The following is a 17390-nucleotide window of genomic DNA, read 5'->3' on the forward strand; positions in this document are numbered from 1 at the left end:
ACCTCGTTCCCACTCTTATTTCAGCGAGCAGGTCTATGAGCCAGAAGCGTGAAGTTTATATCTCGGTCGACGTCGAGACGTCTGGCCCAATCCCCGGCGTGTACAGCATGCTCACGATCGGAGCCTGTAACGTCTACGATCCAGAACAAGTGTTTTCGTGTGAACTGAAGCCAATTTCGGACAACGTCGATCCAGAGGCACTGGCAGTAACAGGGCTGTCCATGGAAACCCTAGCACTAAAGGGATTAAATCCTGAAACTGCAATGATGCAATTTCAGGATTGGGTAGAGTCGGTCACGGGTACAGACGGGGTGCCCGTATTTGTCGGGCTGAACGCCCCATTTGATTGGTCGTTCATCAATTACTATTTCCACTACTTTCTGAAGTCGAACCCTTTTGGTTTTACCGCACTGGATATCAAAGCGCTTTTTATGGGGACAACAGGCTCGAGTTGGGCAGGGACACGTTCAAGCCAGATGGCTACTTGGCTTGACTCCAAATATGAAGGAAAACGTCATGAGGCGTTAGATGATGCTCAATATCAGGCGGAAATATTTCGCTTGATTAGGGCTATCAAACCATTTCAACAGAGATGAAGAATACCTCACTCGGCAGCTACCTGCTTTAGCCGCAATAAGTTGTAATCGGCCTTCTTAAGATTATCTGCTTGAGTGAGACTTTTAGCTTCGCTTAGCTGTATCCAGTCACGGGATGACTGATCGATGGCCACCCAGACAGTCATGGCTGGAACGCTGCCGCGGTTGCCGATAATCACCATAAAATAACGACTCCTATCCCCCTCAAAGGAGTCAAGGTACTCCCATGTAGTTTTCTGATCCCGCCAAGACGGCGATGGAGTACTCTCTGGATGTGTATGCCACAAACCTACTGCATGTCTGTATTGTTCGAATTCAGTTTGCCTGTTCCTATCAGAGGCTTTCACATCTGGATTCCAAGCATTCCTACGTCGTTGGTCGGCAGGACTTGGCCCCATAGCGTTACTTATGATCAGACCGTGAGAGCTCGGCTCTGAGCTAAATATTTCCCCTCCTGCCTCCTTCTGCCACAGACAACGTTGAGCATGTTTGTACATGTGTGCCAAAACCTGATCTGTAAACATGACATATTGACTATTGTCGGGATAGAAAAAGATCCTGCTCATGGAAATGGTCTTGTCAGAATCAAGCCTTCAAATTCAGATGCAATACTCGCCCACTCGTTATGTTTCAATCCCGGCCAATGTTCATCCAAATAAAGTTGCCCACGCACCCAGCTCCGCACTTTAGGGAGAATTGATTCGACTGAGGCGTCAATCATTTCCAAAACGCATTCAGCAATCAAAGCAACGGCGTGTTCTGCTGCAGCGGCAGTGTAACTCTGAAACCGACTACTACACCCGGGTTCTTGTTGGATAACCTCATCGGGCCACTCCACCGCCTGCAAGCTATACAACGGATCTATTGCGCCTTGCAGCCACGATTGTCCCGACGGCAAAAAACAAGCATGGGCAGCAGCCACATAGGGCTCCATCCAACCAATCAATAACGGGCATGGATGCTTTTGTCGAGCGTTCTCAATTTGCATTCTCACATCAGGCTCACCGGTGAGGTCGAGCACCGCGTGCACTTCAGCCAAAGAATTTTCTTTCAACCACGCTGCCGTATTCTTAAAGTATGGTGCTACCTCGGTCGAAGGGAATGCCAAATTCACTCGTTTGGCCACGGCCCATGCTTTGTTCTCACCGATAGACTCCGCCCCAAGTAGATGTCGTCCTACATTTGGCGGAGACATGGTGTCAGCATCAACCAAAGAAATCCTTCCAACTCCAGCCTTAGCAAGGTGATCAACTATCGAACTACCTAGAGCCCCTGCACCTAACACCAGCACATGTTTTGCCTGCCGCTGGTCAACCTCTGGATGCTGATCTCGCCCGGCGGTCCAATTTGGGTCAAGGCGAGACGTGCTAAGTGGCAGCACTTTGGATAGAGAAGGAAACGATTTCTTTCGTTTCCATTTTCCCTTCCCGATATTCTGGATCGTCGGCGGACCACCAGGAAGCAGATACGCGAAAGCAATTTCAGCATTCCTCAATAAGACTACACGATGTATCTCTCGACCGCGGCGACTACGGTGTACCTGAAACTTCGAATAGTCCGAGGGAGGAAGGCGACCTTTCAGTATGCGCTCTAGATCACCCATTGATTTAGGCCAGGTACTGGGGGTAAGTACATATGAAATCGGGACGTCCGCAATCATCACCGCAGTACGTTGCTCAGCTCCCACGGACTGAACCACGCGATTGGTGATGCGAAGGGCCTCATCCGCGGCCACGATTATCCTATTCGGCGTCAGGAGCAAACCGCTCCTGATCATTGCCTTTTGGGGAGGTGGATCTAAGGTCCAAACCGCTCTCACAGGGTCGTATTGTGAGCGAGCCCTAGCGACCTCAATAGCCCAGTAGTTGATTACTTCCGCCTCAAAAGCTCCATCCAAACTGCCATTCAACCAAGGTTTGAGAAAATTCTCCAAAAAAGCATTTAGAAGATAAAGAACTCTCTCTTCCGTAGAGTAACCCGAGCCTGGTCCTGGGTCACCTTCCATGCATAGAACCCCAACGCCATCAAGGTGCGGAAGCCGCAGCACCGCATCGGGGGAAAGTTGAATGAATGCCTTAGCGCACTCTGGGAATTCGGCAGGCAGACGTAACTCGGCCCACTTAAACCCCCTTTCCTCCTCGAAAGTAGGTAACTGCAATTGGTAAGCAGTTATACCGCCTTCCCGGTAAAGGGCTGAAGGCAGCAAATCTGGGAATTGCTGGCGAATGAGAGCCAAGTTCATAGTCAAACTGAATTTCCCCACTACTCAAGCAAGCCCGGTCGTAACCGGAGTAGCTTTAGGTTTTGGAATCTCGATTGTGGGCAACCCATTACCCGCTCCAGTTGGTGCCGGAATACCGAACACCTCCCGCACACGCTTGGTAATAGCTTGTGGTTCAGTTAATGCCAGAATAGTTTTGAGATCTGCTGACAGCGCATCGCACCAAGTCATAAATGATCGGTAACGCTCTCCCTCATCATCATTCCATTTCTCGGCAAAATTCTCACCCTCAACGGTGGGATTATCCACCCGGTACTTGCCGTCAAGCTGAAGTAAAAGGTGCGGCATGTAAACCGCGAGCTCATCCAGCACCTCCACAGGGTGCCGAAACACACGTTCCAGATCTGCCAAACCTTCATAGCAAGTGGTCAGTAAGGTAACAATAATCACCGAGATCGGCTTGGTCCCCCTTTCAATGAGGCCGCGCCTTACGCACATATCTCGATGACGTTTGAACAGACGAATGGCTACTCTAAGGGTATCGGTAATTTCCACTGTTTGATCTGGTACTGGTGAAATGCTATCCATAAAGCGGCCCTCAGCCAATGACTCCATCCCTGGAACAAGGATCAGAGCACGCTTCGAGGTATCGTCTACCCACTTGCTCATGCCCGCCGGGTTGGAGGTTTTCCAGCTTGTAGTAGGTGTGTCCACCACTGCCAATGCAGTTTCCGTGTATCGAACAGCACGATAGCGCGGAGCCATGGATTCATAGATATTCTGAGGAACAGTATTCAATGGTACTGATGGAGTGAACTCTAGGTAAAACGGTTGCTTTGGGAAAGGAAGATTCCAGCAACGCCTTTTTGCTTGAGCATTAAGTTCAATCAAAGCCTTACCAATGGATTCAAAAAATACCATAGGCTCTGAGGCTTCAATACGAGATATATCGACCTGACATACCGCATCGATGTCAAATTTTTCCCCCCCGTTGGGCGATCGTATTAGGGTTTTGGTGCTGACTGAGCCTTGAGGCAAAATTGATATGGCTTCGGGTGGCCACGAAAGATTGGCAGCGAGTAGCTCAGCCACTTCTTGATAAGCCTCCTTGGCAGCTTCGATTTCTTCTTCACGCACCGCGATGTGCGTATTCACTTCATTTAATGCTTTTTCCCAATGCCTGTATTCGGGCTGCGATCTTGTAGAGTCGGACGCCACGCCATCCATTACACCAGCATACGACTCAAAAGAGTTCGTCAATCGATCAAAACGTGTTTGTTCGGCGTGGATCACTAGTTCAGCACTTTTGGTTTTATTCATGGCATTAGACTCGTTATCGAAGAGAAATACTGACGGAATTCTGTCCGTGAGTGGCAGATACATCATGGCCAGTTATAGATAGAGCAGGAACAAATTTGTAGTCCCGTCCTGCGCGGTCATAAACCACGTACTCAGGGTGGTTGCCTGCCTGCAACATCTGGCCAAAACGGAACACCGTACTGGCAGGGCTGATAGCGATTAGGTGCACCTTTGCAACTCTCATCACGTCTTGAGCGTGAACAATTGCTGCGCGCGCAGCTCGCGAAAACTGTTCAAGATCCTCCGGACACCCAATACAGCCAGCTCCTGTCTCTGAGGTAGTGACGCGAATCCAAGGGATTTTGCCGGCATCGACTTCGCCTCTGAATTCAGGAGAAAGTGAATCCTCATCAAGACTGGCCGACAGCTCAAGTGTTATAAAAACTTCGTCTGCGCGCGTCGGCGGCAGAGGGCTAACTCTAAAAGTACCTGCTGGATGAGCATTAGCCTTTGAGTCCCACGCCCAGGTCTTGCGGCCCCTGTCGTACTGGAAAACTTGAATAGCCTGCGCTTCACCCATCACTCGACCGGCCAAAACCAAGGTAGGGATATGGTGCAAAGGGAAGATGGCAAGGTTTTCGGTGCTCAAACCGTTACTGGAATCAAATCCAGTAACGAGCTCTCGAATATGATGCTCATGCTCACGCAAATATTGGTACCAAAACTCAGGTAGATGACGGTCGTCTCGCTGTGATTTTCGTCGCATATAATGGACAACACCTGGTTCCATGGCTCGTCTGGTCGCCACAATGGCTTCAATCAGCTCAGAGTCGTGAAAGTAGGTCGGCACGTTTGCTAGGTTTGCATGCAAAGTCACCGCTTTTGTGCGCTGAAACGCTAATGAGTCCAGATAATTTCGTACAATATCACGGTGAGACCGGCGCATTTCATTCAGAATTTCGGCGGTGTAATACTGAGGTGAAAAAGAATCAATCAGGCGATGGTGCTCATCACACATCAACATGATGTTTTCGGCAACATTGGCAAGACGGTGTGAATCAACCTGACTACCCCTAGGCCCCTCTGGGTCCGATGCGACGATATGTGCCAGATATCCAACTCTGGCAGCCTGGGTCCATAAGGCAATCTCTGACAGATCATGCGCACAGCCTTCAAACATGCATCTTGCACCCGCATCAGCCCAAACCTTTTGCGCCGTTTTCTCTGAGATCTCTTGCCCCCGACCTTTAGTTCTTCCGAGTAGCCCATCCCGGGCCGCGATGAAAATATCCACTGCGTCCTTACTCTTTACAGACGTAAATGTCCAAGAACTGTCAGCGGTCTGGGCAGAAAGGAAGGCTTCAAGCCCCATATCCAGACTATAGAGCAAGCATTTTTGGACTAGCTTTTTCAGACTTACTTTTGCTTTCGGTCCAGGATCAGCAAGGTGAAATGCGAGCCCTACCTCATCAAGATCAACCAACTTGCAGAGATACCCCGCAGTGACGTATGCCACTCGGTGCTTTTGTGCCAGACATCTATTGAGCCAGACGGCCAAGTTATCGTCGCTAAAATTACTTGTAGTCGTAGTGCTGCATGTAGAGGTTGATGAGCCTAAAGACATTGTATCGCCCTAATCCATGACTAAGTTCTAAATTGAACTACATACAGGTATGGGTAAAAAGTAAGAATTCAATGGCAATGTGCGATTTTTCAGCAGGCTTGTAATCAGTGCCAACAAACGACCTATGTGGAGCCCTTGCTGCTTCGACGAAAGCGGCCAATCACGACCTGATAATGCGAACTGTGAAACAGAACTGTCTAAATGGACATACCAATTATTTGCAGATATCAGCCTGAGCGTAAAACGTAGACTGAGTCGTAAAGAGTTGGTGATGTAGCGTCTTCCGCCTCTGCGTCCGGATCCGCCGAACTTGTCTAGGTCGATGGATTTTGTCATGGATGCACTCGGACGAGTGCCGCCAGATTAAGTACTTTTGACCTGCTCCCCGTTAATCAACACTAAGTGCTGTTAGCTACTTCCGCTTTTGGCACATAAGCGACAGTCAACATGAGTATTGTTGGGGACAGCAAAAGTGCCAGACCTGAATTGCTGCTCAGCAGGGATATTAACGCCGCCATTAACATCACTTACTGGAGGCTTAGCAGTTGCTGGGAAAAGTTGGTTGAAGGAGTGCTCATAATCGATTTTATTGAGAACCGTGAACAAGGCTGGGAATCCTTTCCGGGATTGTGGGGGGTTAGCAAGCCTACCGGCGCGGTAGTGTTTTGCACATATCAGAAGTGAAGCAATAATGCTTGCCTTCTCCTGACCGGACAAAGACCGGATGCTACCTTGTTGTGATTAATCCATCAGATAGGTATACAAGTTGGAAATAGTGTTTATTGGCAGTTTGAAGGCCAGTAGACGTTGGCACTGTGACCGGAAGGGTAGGGAGTCACTAAAGGTAAATGCTCAGTCGGGATGGAAAGGGCAGAGCAATCGGCATCCGCGACCAGAACACCCAGAAATCCCTCGGAGCTTCCAGAAAGCAAAAAACCAGCCCTAAGGCTGGTTTTTTCTAAATAGTGGTATTGGACTCGGAATCGAACCAAGGACACGGGGGTATGAATCCCTAATCAGTTACAGCAGATTCAAACGCTCTTTTTCCGCCAGCTTGGCATCTTCCGCGTGGCATACGGCGGCGATGAACATCACGTCCGTTGAGGAGTTCACCGCGGTTTCTGCGGAGTCCTGCAATACGCCGATGATGAAGCCAACCGCAACTACCTGCATGGCGATATCGTTGGAGATACCGAACATGCTGCACGCCAGTGGAATCAACAGCAGTGAACCGCCCGCCACGCCCGAGGCACCACAGGCACACAGTGAAGCCACGACGCTGAGCAGCAGCGCAGTCGGCACGTCAATCTGAATACCCAGCGTATGGGCGGCGGCCAGCGTCAGCACTGTGATGGTAATCGCCGCGCCAGCCATATTGATGGTTGCACCCAGCGGGATGGCGACAGAATAGGTGTCTTCATCCAGATTCAGCTTGCGGCACAGTTCCATATTTACCGGAATGTTGGCGGCGGAGCTGCGGGTAAAGAAGGCGGTCACGCCGCTCTCACGCAGGCAGCGCAGCACCAGCGGATAAGGGTTGCTGCGAATCTTCCAGTAGACGATCAGCGGGTTGACCACCAGCGCGACCAGCAGCATGCCGCCAATCAGCACCATCAGCAGATGGGCGTAGCCCCACAGTGCACCGAAGCCCGTTTCCGCCAGCGTTGAGGCGACCAGACCGAAAATCCCCAGCGGTGCGAAACGAATCACGACGCGCACAATCATGGTGACCGCGTTGGAGGCATCGTTAATCATGTTCTTGGTGCTGTCCGAACCGTGACGGAATGCAATGCCCAGCCCAACGGCCCAGACCAGAATACCGATGTAGTTCGCATTCAGCAGCGCGTGAATCGGGTTGGCGATGACGCTCATCAACAGCCCTTCCAGCACTTCGACAATCCCTGATGGTGGCGTAATGTCGGCGGCCTGCGCGTTGAGCGCCAGCGTGGAAGGGAATAAGACGCTTAGCACGACAGCAATCAGCGCCGCCGAGAAGGTGCCGATGAGGTAAAGAAACAGGACAGGGCGGATATTGGTTTTCTGTCCTTGCTGGTGGTTGGCGATAGACGCCATGACCAGCACCAATACCAGAATGGGGGCGACGGCTTTCAATGCGCCGACGAACAGCGTTCCCAATAAGCCAGCCGCCAGCGCGGCCTGCGTGGACAGTGAAGCCAGAATAATACCCGCCGCAAGGCCCAGAAGAATCTGTTTAACCAGGCTGCCGTGGGTAATGTACTGCAAAAAACGAGAGTGTTGAGTTTCCATAATTTTGACGATGTAACCGTTCCGCTAAGTAGTTGTCTGTACGGAGCTGACACCTCTGGCTTGTGCCGGGTGGCTTTGTTTTTCCGTAACGAAGTGTGTTTGCGTGTATCAGTATATGAAAATTTATTTTTGAGAAAAGCAATGATGTGGTTTTTTATGACGGACATCCTTGTCCGTCACCCTGCGAAGAGGAGTGAATAGGATTAACGCTCGGCGCGTTTGTTCACCCAGACGTTGATCAGCATGGTGATGACCAGAATGCTGGCAACGACGCCCAGAGAAATCGCCACCGGAATATGGAAAATGTCGATGAGCATCATCTTGGTACCAATGAAGATCAGGATGACGGCCAGACCATATTTCAGCAGCGAGAAGCGTTCAGCCACGCCAGCCAGCAGGAAGTACATCGCACGCAAGCCCAGAATCGCGAACAGGTTTGACGTCAGCACGATAAAGGGGTCGGTCGTGATGGCGAAAATAGCTGGGATACTGTCTACGGCGAAAATCACGTCGCTGATTTCAACCATAATCAGCACCAGAAACAGCGGCGTGGCGTACAGGATGCCGTTACGACGGACGAAGAATTTTTCATTCTCGATGCTATCCGTCATGCGCAGACGACTACGCAGCCAGCGCACCAGCGGCTTGTCGCCTATCGCTCCGCCATCTTCTTTCGCCAGCGCCATTTTAAGGCCGGTGAACAGCAGGAAGGCACCGAACACGTAGAGCAACCACTGGAACTGCGTGATTAACCAACTGCCGCCAAATACCATCAGCGTTCTGAGAATGATGGCACCCAGCACGCCGTAAATCAGCACGCGACGTTGGTATTGCGGGGGAACGGCGAAGTAGCTGAATAGCATCAGCCAGACGAAGACGTTATCGACGGCAAGCGCTTTCTCGATCAAATAACCGGTCAGGAAGGCCAGCGACTGGGCGTTGGCCACCTCGCGACCCATCGTGCCATCCAGATACCACCAGAAACCGGCGTTGAACAGCAGAGAGAGCGTGACCCAGATGATAGACCAGACAGCAGCCTGTTTGAACGTCATTACCGTCGACCCTTTGCGCCCTTGATAGAGTAGGTCGATGGCCAGCATTACTATAACTATGACAGCGAAGCTGCCCCATAACCATGGCGTGCCGATGGTGTGCATAGCAAAATCCTTAAATAGAAACAAAAACGGCCAACATCGGAAGGACGCTGGCCGCTTGTTATTAAAGCTGCAAATGCACCTCGCCTCCCGGCAAGGTCTCACTTACAACGTTAATGAAACTGTCTCATCAAGGTTGCCCAGTAACCGGATGCGAAACGCATCGTAATGACGATTAGCTGGCGGAAAAGTTACTCCCCTTTGCCTGACTGAAGATAGGTGAAAAGATGATCTTGGTCAAATAATTATCGCTGTCTTACTCCGCATTTCCCGGCGTCGCGGCGTCGGCAGGAAATACGACACCCGTTTGGCGGCGAATTTCCGTCAGCAGCCCTGCGACGGTGCGTGAGCGCGCCAGTTCCGCATGGTTAATGTCGTTATTGTTCACCAGCGTGGCAAAGACCTCGGCTTCGTACAGCATGCTGTTGATATGCTGCGGTTGGCTGAGATCCAACTGCTTGCCTTCACGTGGAATGAATTTCACGTTATGGCATTCGGACACTTTTTCAATCACCAGCGAACCGTCTTCCCCTTGAATTTCGCTGGAAATAGCGGAGTGGCTGACTTTGGAGTGGACGATGGTCACATCGAAATCGCCATAATTCAGGATGATGCTGCCATGCGCATCAACGCCGCTTTCCAGCAGTGTCGCGCTGGCCTGCGTGGTGCACGGCTCTCCCCACAGCGCGACGGCGAAGGCCAGACAGTAGTAGCCGATATCCATGATGGAACCGTTGGAGAACGCCGGATTGAACGTGTTGGGATTCTCACCCGCCAGATAGAGCGGATAGCGTGAGGAATACTGGCAGTAGCTCAGCACCACTTTACGCAATTTGCCAACTTTCGGCAGCGATTGCTGGATCACGCTAAAATTGGGCAGACTGGCGGTTTTGAAGGCTTCAAAGAGGACGACCTGATTTTCTCTGGCACAGGCGACCATTTGTTCGACTTCATAGCGGTTGGAAGCCAGCGGTTTTTCACAGATGACGTGCTTGCCGTGGCTCAGGAAAAGCAGCGCCTGTTCACAATGCAGGGAATTAGGGCTGGCCAGATACACTGCGTCGATAAGATCGGATTTCGCCATGGCTTCCAGTGAATCAAACAGCGTATCCACCATGTAATCGGCTTGAAACGGCTGCGCTTTTTCTGCCGTACGTGAATAGATGGCGGTGAGCTTCAGTTTGCCGGTTTCATGGGCGGCGTCAACAAACTGACGGGTGATCCAACTGGTTCCTACAATGGCGAAGCGAATCATAAGCGTTTGGTATCCTGAAAGCATGGGGGATGACTATGCAGATTATCACGGTGAAATGACAAGGCAACGTCAATCATTTCCGGTTTTGGCAGAGAAAAGCATTTACTGACGGGCTGTTTTAAGGGATAAACAGCGCAAATTTTATGATGCAGGAGAGGCTAATGAGCCAACTCGAATTGGAAACGTGCAACCTGACGTTGGTGCGTTATCCTCAGGTCGCTGAAAACTCGGCGCTACAGGCGTGGGATGCCGCAGATGAATATCTGCTGCGTGAACTGGCTACCATGGAAATCGCGCCGGGCCCGCGCTTGATTTTCAATGATACGTTTGGTGCGCTGGCCTGCGGTTTACAGGCGCAATCGCCCGTCAGTATCAGCGACTCTTATCTGAGTCAACTGGCGACGCGACATAATCTGGAACTGAACGGTTATGATGCCGATGCGGTAACCCTGTTGGACAGTATGGCAGAGCTACCCGATGCACCTGCGCTGGTGGTGATAAAAATACCGAAAACGATCGCGCTGCTGGAACACCAACTGAGAATGTTGCGCAAGGTTGTTACGCCGCAAACGCGCATCATCGCCGGTGCGAAAGCGCGGGATATTCATACCTCTACGCTGCAACTGTTTGAACGCGTGATGGGGCCGACGAAAACCTCGCTGGCCTGGAAAAAGGCGCGTCTGGTTCACTGTGAGTGGGCGGAACTCAAAGTCAGTGAGCAATCACTTACTACTGAGTGGGAGCTGGATGGTTACGGCTATCGCATTCAAAACCTGGCTAACGTGTATTCGCGTAATGGGTTGGATATCGGCGCTCGCTTCTTTATGCAGCACTTGCCGGAACAGATAGACGGTAAGATCATCGATCTCGGCTGTGGCAATGGCGTCATTGGGCTAGCGGCGCTGGAAGCCAACCCAGAAGCCACCGTCGGCTTCTTTGATGAATCCTACATGGCGGTGGCATCGAGCCAGACGAACGTTGAAGTCAACCGCCCGCAGGATATTGAGCGCTGTAGCTTCGTGGTGAACCACGGATTGTCTCGCGTTAGACGCGATACGTTGCAGGCGGTGCTGTGTAATCCGCCATTCCACCAGCAGCAGGCCGTGACGGACGAAATCGCCTGGCAGATGTTTATGGATGCCCGCCGTTGCCTTCAGGTTGGCGGAGAACTGCGCATCGTGGGGAATCGCCATCTGGATTATTTCCACAAGATGAAGCGCTTGTTCGGTAACTGTGAAACCCTCGCCAGCAACACGAAGTTCGCGGTACTACGCTCGGTGAAAACGGGCTCGTCCCGCTAAGCCGCTCCTGTTTCGTGAGGCTAATTTAGCCTCACGAACTACAGTATTAACGCCAGCCGGGTGGCCTGATCGATTGCCCGGCGTGCGTCCAGTTCCTGCGCCACATCGGCACCGCCAATCAGATGAACGTGACACCCAGCTGCGAGTAAGGGGTCATACAGCTTACGGTTAGGTTCCTGACCGGCACAGATAATGATGTTATCCACTGGCAGACAGCGTCGTTGCTGGTCGTGAATAATGTGCAGCCCCTCATCATCAATATGATGATATTCCACGCCGCCCAGCAGCGTTACACCGTGGCGCAGCAGCGTGGTGCGATGTATCCAGCCTGTCGTTTTCCCCAGATTTTCACCGGGCTTGCCGGTCTTCCGCTGTAATACGGTAATGTCCCGCTGGTGGGGAAGCCCGTCAGGCTGTTGAGGCAGCAGGCCGCCCCGGTGCTGCAATTGCTTATCGATGCCCCATTCCGCATAAAAGTCAGCATGTCCCGCTTGAGGAGGCTGGGGATTAAGACGATGGTTGCCACTGTGCTCGTTGTTAAGAAGACTATTCTTGTTTAGAAGACTGTTCTCGTTAAGAAGATAATGCGCGGTATCAAAACCGATGCCGCCTGCGCCGATAATGGCGACCCGTTTGCCGACGGGCTTTTTGTCGCGCAGCACGTCCAGATAGCTCAGTACGCTAGGGTGATCGATACCTGCAATCGCGGGAATACGCGGCACGATGCCACAGGCCAGAATCACGTCATCAAAACCAAGCAAATCAGCGGCGGTTGCCTGCGTGCTCAGGCGAAGCGTGACGCCGAGCAATTCTAGCTGTCGACGGTAATAGCGCAGCGTTTCATAAAACTCCGCTTTGCCGGGTATTTGTTTGGCAATATTGAACTGCCCGCCGATATAGGAAGAGGACTCAAACAGTGTGATCTGATGGCCGCGTGCGGCGGCATTGACGGCAAAGGCCATGCCAGCAGGCCCTGCGCCGACCACCGCAAAGCGTTTAGCAACGCGTGCGGGCTGGATAGGCAGTTCGGTTTCGTGACAGGCGCGTGGGTTGACCAGGCAGGACGTGACCTTGCCAGCAAAAATCTTATCGAGGCAGGCCTGATTGCAGCCGATGCAGGTATTGATTTCATCCGCACGTCCCGACTGTGCTTTTGCTACCAGTTCAGCGTCGGCGAGAAAAGGACGCGCCATCGACACCATGTCGGCACAGCCTTCGGCTAAAAGCTGTTCCGCGACGCCGGGATCGTTGATGCGGTTGGTGGTAATCAGCGGGATGCGGACTTTCCCCATCAGCTTCTGCGTTACCCAGCCGAAGGCACCGCGAGGCACCAGCGTGGCGATAGTCGGAATTCGCGCTTCATGCCAGCCGATACCGGTATTGATGAGGGTGGCACCTGCCTGCTCAATCGCCTGCGCCAGTTGCACAATTTCTTGCCAGCTTGATCCTTCTTCTATCAGGTCGAGCATCGATAAACGGTAAATCAGGATGAAGTCCGGCCCTGTTCGTTCCCGCACGGCGCGAACAATCTCAAGCGCGAAGCGGCTACGGCGCTGGAAATCGCCGCCCCATTCGTCATCGCGATGGTTGGTGTGCGTCACCAGAAACTGATTAATCAGGTAGCCTTCCGATCCCATAATTTCCACGCCGTCGTAACCCGCCTGCTGTGCCAGCGCGGCGCAACGGGCAAAGTCGTCGATGGTTTGCACAATATCCTGCGTACTCATTTCTCGTGGTGCAAAGCGGTTAATTGGTGCCTGAATGGCCGATGGCGCGACGGGATCGGGTTGATAGCTGTAGCGTCCGGCGTGGAGAATTTGCAGCGCGATTTTCCCGCCTGCGTCGTGTACCGCCTGCGTCAGCACCTGATGATGTGCGAGCTGCGCCTCGTCATACAGGGTCGCTCCGCCTTTGGCAACGGCACCTTTGGCGTTTGGCGCAATGCCGCCAGTGACAATCAGGCCGACGCCGCCCTGAGCCCGCTCACGGTAAAATGCCGCCAGCCTTTCGGTGCCGTCCGGGTGTTCTTCCAGACCGGTATGCATGGATCCCATCACCACGCGGTTCTTTAACGTCGTGAAGCCAAGATCGAGTGGGGAAAGCAGCGTGGGGTAGGCAGTCATTGCACTCTCCGGTGAAGTTAACTGGTCTGATGAGTCATGGTGTTCAATCTAGCCGTAATTGAGGGAGTTGTGAAATTTATGTTTCTTTATTGTGATTGATGTCATTGCGAATCGTGGGGGAAAGCGCGTGCAGGAAAGGGATCGTGTGCTGGAGTGTTTGTTGTCGGGGGCGTGTCACATTATAATCCGCGAGTTTATTGGGCAAAGGTATCGTTATGCGGGTGGAAGAGTTGGAATATCGGCTGGATAGCGCGCTTCGGGCGTTAGAGCAAAGCGTTCAACGTCAGCAACAGACGTGGCGGCAGGAACATCAGTCCCTCCAGCAGCAGTTGCTTCAGGCGAAAGAGCGTGATGCTTACCTTTGTGCGCAGATTGAACGGCTCTCTGCACAGCTGAGCGCGATGGATAGCTCGCCGGAGCGTAATCCGCTGATTCAGAAAATGAAGGTCGTTCATGCCCATCTTGATGTGTTGGCACAAGAAGCCAGCGCCTTTAAGCGTTCACTGCGGTAACGCTTAACGCAATACGTCCGCTTCCTTACACAATTCCTCCTCATTCTCCATAATTGCCGCAAATGTGGAGCCGACACTTGCAGAGATTTACCCTTACTCTAATTAACTGAAGGTGTCGGGCCTATACTTTCTCTCGTAGCACGGCACTCGCCGTCGACAAGTCAATTCAGAGAGAGGAATAGAATATGCGTAAACTCACTGCAATGCTGGTTGCTTCTTCTTTGGCATTGGGCGCGGCAGGTATCGCGCATGCTAATGATGCCCCGAAAGGTCCTGGCCCAGAACACAAGATGATGATGAAAGAGGGTCGGGAGCATCGTGGCATGATGGGGCCGGATGCGATGTTTAAGGAGCTGAATTTGACGGAAGCGCAGAAGCAGCAAATTAAAGACATCATGAAAGATTCCCGCGAGAAAATGCACAAAGCGATGCAGGACGATCGTCGTGACATGCATAGCCTGGTTGCATCCGATACGTTTGATGCCGCAAAAGCACAGGCTCAGTTGGATAAAGCCGACGCCGCGCACAAGGCCAGAATGCTTAACGGACTGGAAACCAAGAACAAAATTTACAACGTTCTGACGCCAGAGCAGAAAAAGCAGTACAACGACAATTTTGAAAAACGACTGACTCAACCGCCAAAACCTGACGGCAAGCCTGTCCCTGCGGAATAACGTGTCGGCGCGGAAATAAATATACTCTAAATAATTCGAGTTTCAGGCAGGCGGCAAGAGAAGGAATCCCGATGAGCTTACGCCAGTAAGTGATTCGGGTGAGTGAACGCGGCCAACGCACATGCAACTTGAGGTATGACGAGTAAGCTACTAAGACCACCGGATTGACGTATTACCTCACGGGTAATGCCTCGGTCCGGTGGTTTTTTTATTTATTTTCCCGTCGCCATCGCACTGTGAGTAGGGAAATGATTAATGCTATTCTCACGCGGAGACAGCAGGTGAAATGATCGGACAGCGGGCGGTAAAGGACAGATGAATCACGATTTGACGTTGAAAGCTATAAAGTTCATGCCGCTGCTGTTTCTGACCACTCTCATCGTGAGCTGTCTGGGATTTCGTTTTCGGGTGTTGGATGAGCTGTCGCTGTTTTGGCCCGCCAACATTCTGGTTTTTTGCCTCATGATCATTTTCAGAGCCAGAAAAGGGACGATAACAGGTAAAATGTTCTCTATCGGTATCGGTTTTTTTGTGAGCTATGCGGCGATGCTGTCGGCCGCGTTACTGATGGATAATAGCTCGCCGCTAAAAACCAAGGTGCTGTTATGTTTGTGCAATATGGTCTTTGTGGTGACGGCCTGGTGCGCCTTTTGCCTGATGTGTCGGTTTACCGGAAAGTGGTCGACATTTGAAAAATTCAGCAAATATTACGTCTACATTATTTTCGCTTCGACGTTTGTCGGCGCGTTCTTATCCGGCGTGGCGTATGGGGTTTATGCGTATGTTTACGATACGGGAAACCGCTATGCCGAGTTTATGGACTGGTTCAGCGAACAACTGGGAACTGGCATTATCCTCGCGTTCTTTTTCCTGCGGGGTAAAGACATCCTGCGTGCGCTACGGAATATTCCGCTGTGCCCTAAGACCATCAGAGAAAATATCTTTCCCTTTCTGGTCTTCATCATTTTCTTATTAGTGAGCCTCTTTTTCCTTGATGCCAGTCTGATTACGCTGTCCGTTATTCCTCTCACGCTGTGTGCGTTCAATTACTCTTTTCCGATCATGTCGCTGCTCTGTGCGATTACCGGCGTAATACTGAATTATCTCTATATTAATCAGGTCGGTATACTCATCGATTCGAATTCCGAAGCGTACATTAACTCGTTTCTCACTACGGCGCGCCTGAATATCGCGATGTTAATTATGGCGATGCTAAGCGTCTCTCATTTTGTCTCGATGAACCGGCGGTTGATTAAAATCATCGAAAGCAGCAGCCTGAAGGATGCGCTCACCAACACGTTCAATCGCCGTGCTTTTCTCAGCATGTTGAACGGGCGGCAGGGCGTGCTGATGAATAAGAAAAAGCGCCAATTAACGCTGCTGTTTCTGGATATCGATTATTTTAAGCAGGTCAACGATACCTACGGTCATGCCTGTGGCGATGAACTGATCGCCAGCTTTGCCCGTATGCTGAGTACTACGATTCGTCCGAGCGACATCCTTTGCCGCTGGGGCGGGGAGGAGTTCGTGATTGCGGCTTACGACCTGACGGCTGAGCAATCCAAAGCGATGGCTGAAGCGCTGCGGCATCTTACAGAATCCACGGCGCTGACGCTGTCCGACGGCCGGGAAATCCGTTTTACGACCAGTATTGGCGTTGCCACGTTTCCCCAGTATGAAGGCGGCAATATTTACGATCTGATCGGGTTGGCGGACGAGCAACTGTATAAAGCGAAAGCGCAGGGGCGCAATCGTGTCTGTATGCGCCTGGTTGAAGAGGTCTGACTCTTCCCTTGACCTTCCCCTTACTGGAACGTCTACCCTCAACCGTACTGTGACTGATTGAGGGGTTATGATGAAGAAAGTCCATGTGTTATTGACGGCAGCGTTGCTGGTTCCGTTTCTCTCGTTCGCGGCCGACAGCGCGCATAGCGGCCACGGTGCTGCGAACGACGCGTCGTCCTCCCAGCAGGCGTATAAGCAAGGGATGGATGCGATGCATAGCGACATGATGAAAGGGATGCAGTCCAGCGACCCTGATGTTGCCTTTGCCAAAGGGATGATTGCGCATCACCGCGGCGCGATTGATATGGCAAAAACGGAGCTGCAATACGGCAAAGACCCGGAATTGCGCAAGCTGGCGGAAGAGATTATCAAAGCTCAGCAGCCGGAGATCGACCAAATGGAAGCCTGGCTGAAGAAGCAGAGCAAGCCGTAAATTTGCTGATGGCGCCTCTTCTGAGAGGCGCCATTTTGTTTTTATCACGTCGTGGAGTGGGCGGCTTCACCCGATTGGTAAAAATTTAGTGACTGTTTTCACAGAATAAAACGTAGAGATAGCTTTCTCCGCGTGAACTTGTTAG

The 17390-nt window shown here is 51.8% G+C and carries 14 protein-coding genes and 2 pseudogenes; 7 read left to right on the top strand and 9 right to left on the bottom strand.

Annotated features, from left to right (window positions below; translation table 11 throughout):
• Nucleotides 1-35 precede the first annotated feature (35 nt).
• Nucleotides 36-596 carry a 3'-5' exonuclease gene (locus tag BJJ97_RS08180; protein ID WP_095993609.1) on the top strand — a complete coding sequence of 187 codons (561 nt, stop codon included), beginning with the start codon at nucleotides 36-38 and terminating at the stop codon, nucleotides 594-596.
• 8 nt (nucleotides 597-604) lie between these two features.
• On the opposite strand, the gene BJJ97_RS22365 is transcribed toward BJJ97_RS08180, so the two are convergent.
• The 5 genes and pseudogenes from BJJ97_RS22365 to BJJ97_RS08200 all read right to left on the bottom strand — a co-directional run bounded on the left by BJJ97_RS22365 (nucleotide 605) and on the right by BJJ97_RS08200 (nucleotide 5599).
• Nucleotides 605-778, bottom strand: coding sequence for a hypothetical protein (locus BJJ97_RS22365; protein ID WP_264372099.1), 174 nt, complete (start codon nucleotides 776-778; stop codon nucleotides 605-607).
• 15 nt (nucleotides 779-793) lie between these two features.
• Nucleotides 794-1162 (bottom strand): annotated as a pseudogene (locus BJJ97_RS22370) (Mov34/MPN/PAD-1 family protein); the annotation flags it as partial.
• Nucleotides 1159-2838, bottom strand: a complete 1680-nt coding sequence (locus tag BJJ97_RS22260; RefSeq protein ID WP_227003575.1) for a HesA/MoeB/ThiF family protein — start codon at nucleotides 2836-2838, stop codon at nucleotides 1159-1161. The pseudogene BJJ97_RS22370 and the gene BJJ97_RS22260, both read right to left, overlap by 4 nt.
• A 24-nt stretch (nucleotides 2839-2862) precedes the next feature.
• Nucleotides 2863-4137, bottom strand: coding sequence for a nucleotidyltransferase domain-containing protein (locus BJJ97_RS08195; RefSeq protein WP_095993611.1), 1275 nt, complete (start codon nucleotides 4135-4137; stop codon nucleotides 2863-2865).
• Between the two features lie 13 nt (nucleotides 4138-4150).
• Nucleotides 4151-5599 (bottom strand): SAVED domain-containing protein, encoded by a 1449-nt coding sequence (locus BJJ97_RS08200; protein WP_227003576.1) that lies wholly within the window; start codon nucleotides 5597-5599, stop codon nucleotides 4151-4153.
• 370 nt (nucleotides 5600-5969) lie between these two features.
• Between BJJ97_RS08200 and BJJ97_RS22265 the strand changes: the two are divergent.
• A pseudogene (locus BJJ97_RS22265) lies at nucleotides 5970-6086 on the top strand (IS3 family transposase); the annotation flags it as partial.
• 674 nt (nucleotides 6087-6760) lie between these two features.
• Here the strand turns inward: BJJ97_RS22265 and sstT are convergent.
• The 3 genes from sstT to BJJ97_RS08220 form a co-directional block, all read right to left on the bottom strand.
• On the bottom strand, nucleotides 6761-8008 hold the full coding sequence (sstT, locus tag BJJ97_RS08210) for a serine/threonine transporter SstT (RefSeq protein WP_095993614.1): 1248 nt from the start codon (nucleotides 8006-8008) through the stop codon (nucleotides 6761-6763).
• 203 nt (nucleotides 8009-8211) lie between these two features.
• Entirely contained in the window at nucleotides 8212-9165 is a 954-nt protein-coding gene (locus BJJ97_RS08215; protein WP_095701530.1) for a TerC family protein, read from the bottom strand.
• A 253-nt stretch (nucleotides 9166-9418) separates the two neighbouring features.
• On the bottom strand, nucleotides 9419-10417 hold the full coding sequence (locus BJJ97_RS08220) for a Gfo/Idh/MocA family protein (RefSeq protein WP_095701531.1): 999 nt from the start codon (nucleotides 10415-10417) through the stop codon (nucleotides 9419-9421).
• A 161-nt stretch (nucleotides 10418-10578) separates the two neighbouring features.
• On the opposite strand from BJJ97_RS08220, the gene rlmG reads away from it, so the two are divergent.
• The gene (gene rlmG, locus BJJ97_RS08225; protein ID WP_095993615.1) at nucleotides 10579-11718 is read left to right on the top strand and encodes a 23S rRNA (guanine(1835)-N(2))-methyltransferase RlmG; all 1140 of its coding nucleotides are present in this window, start codon (nucleotides 10579-10581) and stop codon (nucleotides 11716-11718) included.
• Nucleotides 11719-11756: 38 nt separating this feature from the next.
• On the opposite strand, the gene BJJ97_RS08230 is transcribed toward rlmG, so the two are convergent.
• Nucleotides 11757-13841 carry an NADPH-dependent 2,4-dienoyl-CoA reductase gene (locus BJJ97_RS08230; protein WP_095993616.1) on the bottom strand — a complete coding sequence of 695 codons (2085 nt, stop codon included), beginning with the start codon at nucleotides 13839-13841 and terminating at the stop codon, nucleotides 11757-11759.
• A 215-nt stretch (nucleotides 13842-14056) separates the two neighbouring features.
• Between BJJ97_RS08230 and BJJ97_RS08235 the strand changes: the two genes are divergently transcribed.
• The 4 genes from BJJ97_RS08235 to copM all read left to right on the top strand — a co-directional run bounded on the left by BJJ97_RS08235 (nucleotide 14057) and on the right by copM (nucleotide 17245).
• Nucleotides 14057-14353: a hypothetical protein gene (locus BJJ97_RS08235; RefSeq protein ID WP_095993617.1), complete on the top strand. Its 297-nt coding sequence runs from the start codon at nucleotides 14057-14059 to the stop codon at nucleotides 14351-14353.
• Between the two features lie 185 nt (nucleotides 14354-14538).
• Nucleotides 14539-15027, top strand: a complete 489-nt coding sequence (gene spy, locus BJJ97_RS08240; RefSeq protein WP_039481915.1) for an ATP-independent periplasmic protein-refolding chaperone Spy — start codon at nucleotides 14539-14541, stop codon at nucleotides 15025-15027.
• 315 nt (nucleotides 15028-15342) lie between these two features.
• A complete protein-coding gene (locus BJJ97_RS08245) occupies nucleotides 15343-16812 on the top strand; it encodes a GGDEF domain-containing protein (protein ID WP_095993618.1) in 1470 nt (489 codons plus the stop codon).
• A gap of 70 nt (nucleotides 16813-16882) precedes the next feature.
• Entirely contained in the window at nucleotides 16883-17245 is a 363-nt protein-coding gene (gene copM / locus BJJ97_RS08250) for a CopM family metallochaperone (protein ID WP_095993619.1), read from the top strand.
• The last annotated feature ends 145 nt before the right edge of the window (nucleotides 17246-17390 follow it).

The organism is Pectobacterium polaris, from assembly GCF_002307355.1.
GTDB classification, from domain to species: domain Bacteria; phylum Pseudomonadota; class Gammaproteobacteria; order Enterobacterales; family Enterobacteriaceae; genus Pectobacterium; species Pectobacterium polare.